This window comes from Nitrospira sp. BLG_2, assembly GCF_049222245.1.
Map to the genome: position 1 here is coordinate 1 of NZ_JBLYIG010000038.1, position 7,467 is coordinate 7,467.

Consider the following 7,467-nt stretch of genomic DNA (forward strand, 5'->3'; position numbering starts at 1 on the left):
GCCGAATCTCTGGTTCACGGGAACGTCTGTGCCCACTTGACTTGCCGGCTAATGGGTGACCCCCATTTTCACATTCCACATTACTATCGTCTAGATTGTTGTCATGCAGTTGATGCATTCATGCCATAGCTTCACCACCAACCAATGCGCGGCCCACGTACTGCAGATCTTGCGTTAGTTCGCGCCCCAAGTAGCTGATGACAGCTTCTCCATTCACGCCTGGCTTGCACAATGGAAAAGCACGGAACCCGAACCTGTCAGCGATTCCGAGTTGAAGCGATCCACCGATGGTAGGAAAAGATTCATCATTAATGTGATCTTGAATGATATAACGTGGTATGCGGCTTAACCGTCTGCCTTTAGAGCGCGCCTCCCACTCGGCCATGGGAGTCGAGTCAGCAGCAAGGGCGGCCTTGATTTGTGAACTCATATGTACCTTTGAATCTCCTAGGTAGAGGAATTCTCTTTCTTGCATATTGTCATGCAACTTGCTAGTTACCTCGAAGACGCCGTTTTCATTTTTAAGGAAGAAATGGTAGGCAGATAAGGTATTCGTTATGCTGCAGTGTCCAAACAAAGCTGCCTCGAACCCAGAATTTTCTGCTCTTCCCGCCTTACAGTCATCATAAGTATGAGAGAGGTATGTGTGCACATACCTGGCCACATCAGCTGAAGACGGAATGTAGGAGGTTGATGAGAACAAGTTACTCAAAAGTGGGACAAGTGATAAGTAAGCATTTTGGCCCAAAAGAGTGTCCCCCGCGAAGCAGTAGCCATAGGTATGCTCATAATAGCGTTCTGTGAAGAAGCCATTCTTACCTGCCGATCTGCAAACAATGGGCAACGCAAAGATCTTTGCCCCGTCATTGATCAGTTTTGAACCGGCCGAAGTACTCACGAGACTATCTGCGGCAATCCATAACCTCGGATTCTCTTCAATTTCATGGTTGCACCAGATTGCTATAGCGGTCATCACGTACTCCTAGAAATCCACAAGTTTCAATAGCCAGAGCCTCATTGAATTATCACATCGCTGCATAATAAAAAACATCTCTTCAATCGGAGAGATAATACCAGTGCAATTCCATGCTGCAGCGCATTAACTTATTCTCAGTGGAACCAATGCCTCTGTCAGGCGCGAATAACTTCACGCCTTTGCTCTATAACGAGGATGTGTAAACCGGGGGATTCTAGAATATGAACGGATTTATATGGAAGGAATGTACGACATGTTCACGTCTCCGGATAACACGTGGCTTTACAGCTAGCCTGTGGCCATGGCCGATTTCAACGATCGGACGAACTCGGCAACGTGTCCGATCATGGCGGGATCCTGCTGGTGGGACGCGATGCGTTTGACGATGGCGCTGCCGACAATCACTCCATCCGCCATATCGCATATGATGATGTCCCGTTGCCCCGTGAAGAGAGCAGCCACAGTGTATTCGTGGATGGCGGGTTGAGCCGAACAGCGCTGGGTCGAACTAGGCAGCGGACTGGTGGGGCACGCCCCAGCCGGGATATACCAGGACGGCGGGGGTGGCACGGCAGGACACGCGCCAGGGTCTTGGCCCGCTCGACGCCCAAATGATGGTGTCGGTTTCAATGGCTGAGATGGTGGACTGAGGAATCTTCGTCCGTCGAGCTAACTCGCTCTGCGTGAGCCCCTGAAGTTCACGGATAATCCGAACGGATTCTCCAACCGACACGGTCACTCGTGTTTTTGCCTGATGAATGTCCTTACGTCTCATCATTGCCTCCGATAATCATGCGTGATCACGTCCATGACTATTACTCGGGCACGCTGGTCCTCAACCTTGTAAGTGCCGGAAGTGGGGTCAGAGTACGATTCCAGAACGTCCCCCTAAGTTCCCTGGTACTTGCAACATCCTGTTAACGAGTTGCTCGGTCACTCACTCCGAATTCAAATTCTTCAGTATTTTCCTTGCTAATGGCTCTTTGATCTCGGTATGCCGCGGGACCGCTTCCATAACCCCGGTTTTCGGGTTGATCCAAAGGGAGTGGGAAGCACCTTCCCGTTTCAAATAGCAGCCAGCGATCCGCAATTTGCGCTCCAAATCTCGCCGTTTCACCCGATCAATACCTTGTCCTGGATGGCGTCTTCAGGTAGCCCGCGAAGGATGTCCGCCTTGCGGTCTTCGAGAATCAATTCAATAGCCTGCCGCAGACTATCCTTGGCTTCCTCAATCGTTTCCCCTTGCCCGTTGGCGCCGGGAATCTCCGGGCAAATAGCCCAGTAGCCTCCCTCGGGTGCCGGTTCAATAATTGCCGTGAACTCAGCTTTCATTGAATCTCCTTTCCTTCATTGATCGGACAACGGATTATCTCGCTTTGAATAAAAGCCCGGAGGCGTCCCAAAGTAGTATAAGTACCCGTCGGCTTCCTCGCAATAGGACGTATTGAGTCATCTAAAATCTTACCGGGCGACAGATCGTTGTGTCATTTGTCTTTCTTACCCTCCACATTCGCCGAGTGTGCAAGAAAAGGTTATGGTCGGGCCTTGTTCCGTACATAACCTGCCCTGCCTGCTTCAACCGGTGGAATAGCACCCTGCAGACCAAGACGCTCGGCGACCATCAGCTTCAGACCGAACTCCAAGAAGACCATCCACAACGCCATCATCTGATATCTCACGGTCCAGTGTCAGGCGAATTCAAATTCGTACGCTCTTTCGACGGCAAGGCAATGAATCCTGCACTCTACGGGAATTCATTGGGTCGCTCCGAGGCAAAGAAGGAAGGATGTGGCTCGACGGCTAGACTACAGCCATTGCCGCTTTCAACGATCGGACGAACTCGGCGACGTGCCCAATCATGGCGGGATCCTGCTGGTGGGACGCGATGCGCTTGACAATGGCGCTGCCGACAATCACTCCATCCGCCACCTTCGATACCTGCGCGGCATCCTCGGGTGTCGACACGCCAAACCCGACAGCGACGGGAGCGGCAGAGACTTTCTTCAATTTGCCGACATTGTGTTGGATATCTTCCACGTTGCTCAGCTTCGCTCCCGTAATGCCCGTCAGCGAGACATAGTAGACAAATCCGTGCGACTCCTTCGCTACCAGTTTTCGACGATCAGCCGTACTAGTTGGGGCAAGCAGGAAGATAAGCGACAACCCGGCAGCGTCTGCCGGAATCTTGAGCGGTCCCGCTTCGTCCGGCGGCATATCGGGTACGATTAATCCATCCACTCCGGCGGCTTTCGCAGCGCGGCAAAATTCTTCACAACCCATGGCGTGGATGGAATTGTAGTACAACATCAAGATGATCGGGATATTGGTCCGTTGCCTGAGCGATGTGACGGAGGCCAAGATTTTCCTGAGAGACGTACCGTTCCGCAATGCCCGCTCCGCCGCCTGCTGAATCACCGGTCCGTCCGCGATCGGATCCGAAAATGGCACACCCAGCTCGATGACATCGGCGCCCGCCTGTTCCAATGCCAAGACCAGTTGTTCCGTTTCAGGGAGTCCTGGATCTCCCGCCATCAGGTAGGCAATGAGCGCTTTCTGCCTTCTCTTACGCAGGCCATCGAACGTGATCTCCAATCGGCCCTTCACAATGACACGCCCCGCATTCGCGCGACTTGCTGCACGTCCTTGTCGCCGCGACCCGAAAGGTTGGCGATGATGAGCTGCGACTTCTTCAGTATAGGCGCCAGCTTGACGACGTGTGCGATGGCATGAGCACTTTCGAGTGCTGGAACGATGCCTTCTGCTTGCGCGAGCAAATCAAAAGCCGCCAGCGCTTCAGCATCCGTCGCATAGGTATATTCGATGCGGCCCTGATCATGGTAGAGACTGTGCTCCGGTCCGACTGCCGCATAATCGAGCCCGGCCGATACCGAATGAGTCAAATTGATCTGTCCATTTTCGTCCTGAAGCAGGTATGTCATGGTGCCTTGCAAGACTCCCGGTTTCCCGCCTGAAAACCTTGCTGCATGTTTTCCGCCCTCGATCCCAAGACCCCCGGCTTCCACACCGATCATCTTGACCTTGGAGTCGCGGAGGAATGCATGGAATAATCCGATCGAGTTGCTTCCTCCCCCGACACAGGCCACGAGATAATCCGGCAATCGCTTCTCGGCAGAAAGAATTTGTTTCCGCGCTTCCCGTCCGATGATCGCCTGAAAATCGCGGATCATCATGGGATACGGATGTGCCCCCAGGACGGACCCCAGCACATAGTGCGTGGTATGCACGTTGGTCGTCCAATCCCGCATGGCCTCGCTGATGGCATCCTTGAGGGTACGGCTGCCTGCATCCACGCCCGTCACCGTCGCACCCAGCAGACGCATACGGAAGACATTCAGCGCCTGCCGCTGCATATCTTCCGTGCCCATGTAGATCTCACATTGCAGCCCAAACATCGCGGCCGCCGTTGCGGTTGCCACACCGTGCTGACCTGCCCCGGTTTCGGCGATGATTCGCCGTTTCTTCATCCGTAGAGCCAGGAGGACTTGGCCGATCGCATTGTTGATCTTGTGCGCACCGGTATGGCAGAGGTCTTCGCGTTTCAGATAAATCTTGGCGCCGCCCAATTTCTTGGTCAGCCGATCGGCACGATACAGACTCGTGGGCCGTCCTACGTACTGTTTTAAATAGTAGGCGAGATCCGTCTGAAATCGGCGATCTCGTTTCGCTCCGGCATATTCTTCCTCCAACTCCAAAAGCGCCGGCATCAGGGTTTCAGGCACATACCGGCCGCCATAGGAGCCGAACCGGCCATGGCTGTCTGGAAGCATCAGCATCTGATCAGCTCCTCCCCAACGAATCCTTGTGAGTATAGCGATGGCGCTCAGACGGACACAAGTCTAGGAGACTGTCCGACATCAACATTTCTACTGCGGCGAACGATCTGCGGCCATCTGCGTCGTTCTCGGCCAGAAACAATCCTCAATGTATTCCAGCGAATACACTTCCGGTTTTTCCAGGCCTGCGGCCTCGCATCTTACCGCACCTCCTTCGCCTCGTCACGAAGGGCAATGTCGGACAGACTCCTAACCGCTTCAATAAAGGCCTTAAGCTTATGGTGATCCTTCTTGCCTGGGCTCTTTTCAACTCCGCTGCTCACATCTACTCCATAGGGACGCACCATCTGGATCGCTCCAGCAACGTTAGCGGGACTCAAGCCACCGGCCAAAATGATGGGGGTAGACCGCGCCGCTTCCTCGGCCAACGTCCAATCGACCGTTTGTCCCGTGCCTCCATATGCTTGGTCTGAAAATGCATCGATGAGAACGCCGCGCACGTTCGCGCAGCCCTGGAAGTCAGCCAGGGCGAGAAATGTAGCCCGATCCTTCAGGCGAATAGCTTTTAGCGTCGGACGGGAGAGATTCTGACAATAGAGTGTTGATTCATCTCCGTGGAGTTGAGCCAAGGCAAAGCCGCATTCATCCATGAGTGCGCGAACGCTCTCCGCCTCTTCATTGACGAACACACCGACCGCCAACACAAAAGGAGGAAGACCGGCTACGATAGATCTCGCCACTGCCGGTTCAACCCAACGGGGGCTTTTTCGGTACATGACAAAGCCTAAGGCATCCGCGCCCGCTGCCACCGCAACTGCCGCGTCTTCCCTGTTGGTGATCCCGCAAATTTTTATTTTCATAGCCAACTGCTTAGGCGGACGGAGTATCGCGCGACGCGTAACCCAGTAACTCCCGAACCTTGTTCGCCGTGTGTTCGGCGCGAATGAGCGACTCTCCGACCAGCATGGCGTGCACCCCGGCCTCGGTCAGCCTTGTCACGGCATCGCGATCGTGAATTCCACTTTCACTAACGATCAGCTTGTCGGAGGGAATCCGTTTCGCCAACCGGAAGGTCACATTGAGATCGGTCGTGAACGTGTTCAGATCCCGATTGTTGATGCCGATCATCCTCGCAAGAGGAATCCACTCCAAGACCGTATCCAGCTCTCTCTCGTGATGGGTTTCGAACAGGCTGTCCATACCCAGCTCCGAGGCCAACGCATGGAAATCCATCAATTGCCGGCGCTCCAACGCCGCCACAATCAATAACACGGCATCGGCACCGTGGGCACGCGCTTCATAGAACTGCACGTCGCCGACCATGAATTCCTTATTGAGCGCCGGGATTGGGAGCGCTCGTTTGATCTCTTCAAGATACCGAAGGTCTCCTTGGAAAAATTCCTTGTCGGTCAAGACGGAAACGGCCGATGCCCCATGCTCATGATATGTGCGCGCAAGCCTCATATAATTGAACTGTTCCGAAAATTCTGCGCGCAACAGTCCAAGGCGGGGCGACGCCTTCTTGATTTCAGCGATCAAGGCCGGACGGGCGGGAGGCCTTGTCGCATCCAAGGTGACGGCAAACCCAAGAGCCGGTGGAGCATCTCGAATCGCCGCCTTGAGGTCGGCCAGATAGGAGCGGCTCTGTTTGTGTCTGAGTTCTGCCCGCTTGCGCTCAAGGATGCGATCGAGAATCATGAGTCAATCATGCCTACCTGCACGCCTTCGTGGTAAACGCAATGAGCCGATCCAGCTTCTCTGCGGCGGCCCCTGAGTCGATCGCTTGTTGCGCCAGATGGAATCCATCCTTGAGCGTTTTCGTTTTTTGGCCTACGACCATCGCTGGGGCCGCGTTCAGGCACACGATGTCCCGTCTCGGGCCTTTCCGACCCTGGAGAATCTCTTTCGTCATCCGTGCGTTTTCATCCGGCGAGCCTCCAACGAATTCTTTTCGCGCCATACGCCTGACCTCGAACTCCTCAGGTGCGATAAAATAACTCGACACGACACCACCCTTCCCCTCGGACACTTTCGTCCGGTCCGACAAGGTGATCTCATCCAGGCCATCCAGACCATGAATCACGAAACAATGTTGCGATCCAAGCTCCATAAGAACACGCCCAAGGATATCGGTCCACTTCGCGTCATAGACCCCGAGCACTTGGTGCGTGGCACCGGCCGGATTCGCCAGCGGGCCGAGCACATTCAGAATGGTCCTGATTCCCATCTCCTGTCGGACCCCGAAACACTGTTTCATCGCGCCGTGATAGAGCGGTGCGAACAAGAAGCCGATACCGACTTCGTCGATACAATCGGCCACACAGTTCGGTTCGAGATCGATCTTCACACCGAGCATGCTCAGCACATCCGCGCTGCCGGACCGGGAGGATACGGAGCGATTCCCGTGCTTGGCCACGGTAATGCCGGCTCCTGCGACCACGAACGCCGCGGTCGTGGAGATATTAAACGTATCGGCCCCATCCCCACCCGTTCCGCAGGTATCGACCACGATCGACGACCCGACCCTGATTCGAGTCGCTCGTGACCGCATGGCGTTGACCGAACCGACGACTTCAGCGACTGTTTCACCTTTTTGCCTGAGTCCCATGAGATAGGCGGCCATCTGCGCCGAGGTTGCGGCTCCGTCCATGATCTCCAGCATGACCGCCTCGGCCTCTTGAGCGGACAGGTCGGTTC

The 7,467-nt window shown here is 54.8% G+C and carries 9 protein-coding genes and 1 pseudogene; all 10 read right to left on the reverse strand.

From position 1 onward, the window contains the following. Positions 1-118 precede the first annotated feature (118 nt). Positions 119-973 carry a hypothetical protein gene (locus ACOSYY_RS01100; RefSeq protein WP_421660393.1) on the reverse strand — a complete coding sequence of 285 codons (855 nt, stop codon included), beginning with the start codon at positions 971-973 and terminating at the stop codon, positions 119-121. A 291-nt stretch (positions 974-1,264) separates the two neighbouring features. Continuing rightward, positions 1,265-1,438, reverse strand: a complete 174-nt coding sequence (locus tag ACOSYY_RS01105; protein ID WP_421660394.1) for a hypothetical protein — start codon at positions 1,436-1,438, stop codon at positions 1,265-1,267. A 46-nt stretch (positions 1,439-1,484) separates the two neighbouring features. Then, positions 1,485-1,754, reverse strand: a pseudogene (locus ACOSYY_RS01110) (helix-turn-helix domain-containing protein). A 159-nt stretch (positions 1,755-1,913) separates the two neighbouring features. Beyond that, the gene (locus ACOSYY_RS01115) at positions 1,914-2,093 is read right to left on the reverse strand and encodes a type II toxin-antitoxin system HicA family toxin (RefSeq protein WP_421660397.1); all 180 of its coding nucleotides are present in this window, start codon (positions 2,091-2,093) and stop codon (positions 1,914-1,916) included. Next, complete coding sequence (locus ACOSYY_RS01120; RefSeq protein WP_421660399.1) at positions 2,090-2,308, reverse strand: type II toxin-antitoxin system HicB family antitoxin; 219 nt, start codon at positions 2,306-2,308, stop codon at positions 2,090-2,092. The genes ACOSYY_RS01115 and ACOSYY_RS01120 overlap by 4 nt, the downstream gene beginning before the upstream one ends. Positions 2,309-2,776: 468 nt before the next feature. Beyond that, positions 2,777-3,580, reverse strand: coding sequence for a tryptophan synthase subunit alpha (trpA, locus tag ACOSYY_RS01125; protein ID WP_421660400.1), 804 nt, complete (start codon positions 3,578-3,580; stop codon positions 2,777-2,779). After that, complete coding sequence (gene trpB / locus ACOSYY_RS01130) at positions 3,577-4,770, reverse strand: tryptophan synthase subunit beta (RefSeq protein WP_421660401.1); 1,194 nt, start codon at positions 4,768-4,770, stop codon at positions 3,577-3,579. Before trpB ends, trpA begins: the two co-directional genes overlap by 4 nt. A gap of 200 nt (positions 4,771-4,970) precedes the next feature. After that, positions 4,971-5,630, reverse strand: coding sequence for a phosphoribosylanthranilate isomerase (locus ACOSYY_RS01135; RefSeq protein ID WP_421660403.1), 660 nt, complete (start codon positions 5,628-5,630; stop codon positions 4,971-4,973). A gap of 10 nt (positions 5,631-5,640) precedes the next feature. Next, positions 5,641-6,468, reverse strand: coding sequence for an indole-3-glycerol phosphate synthase TrpC (trpC, locus tag ACOSYY_RS01140; RefSeq protein WP_421660404.1), 828 nt, complete (start codon positions 6,466-6,468; stop codon positions 5,641-5,643). A 13-nt stretch (positions 6,469-6,481) separates the two neighbouring features. Beyond that, positions 6,482-7,459, reverse strand: a complete 978-nt coding sequence (trpD, locus tag ACOSYY_RS01145; protein ID WP_526023259.1) for an anthranilate phosphoribosyltransferase — start codon at positions 7,457-7,459, stop codon at positions 6,482-6,484. Positions 7,460-7,467: the final 8 nt, after the last annotated feature.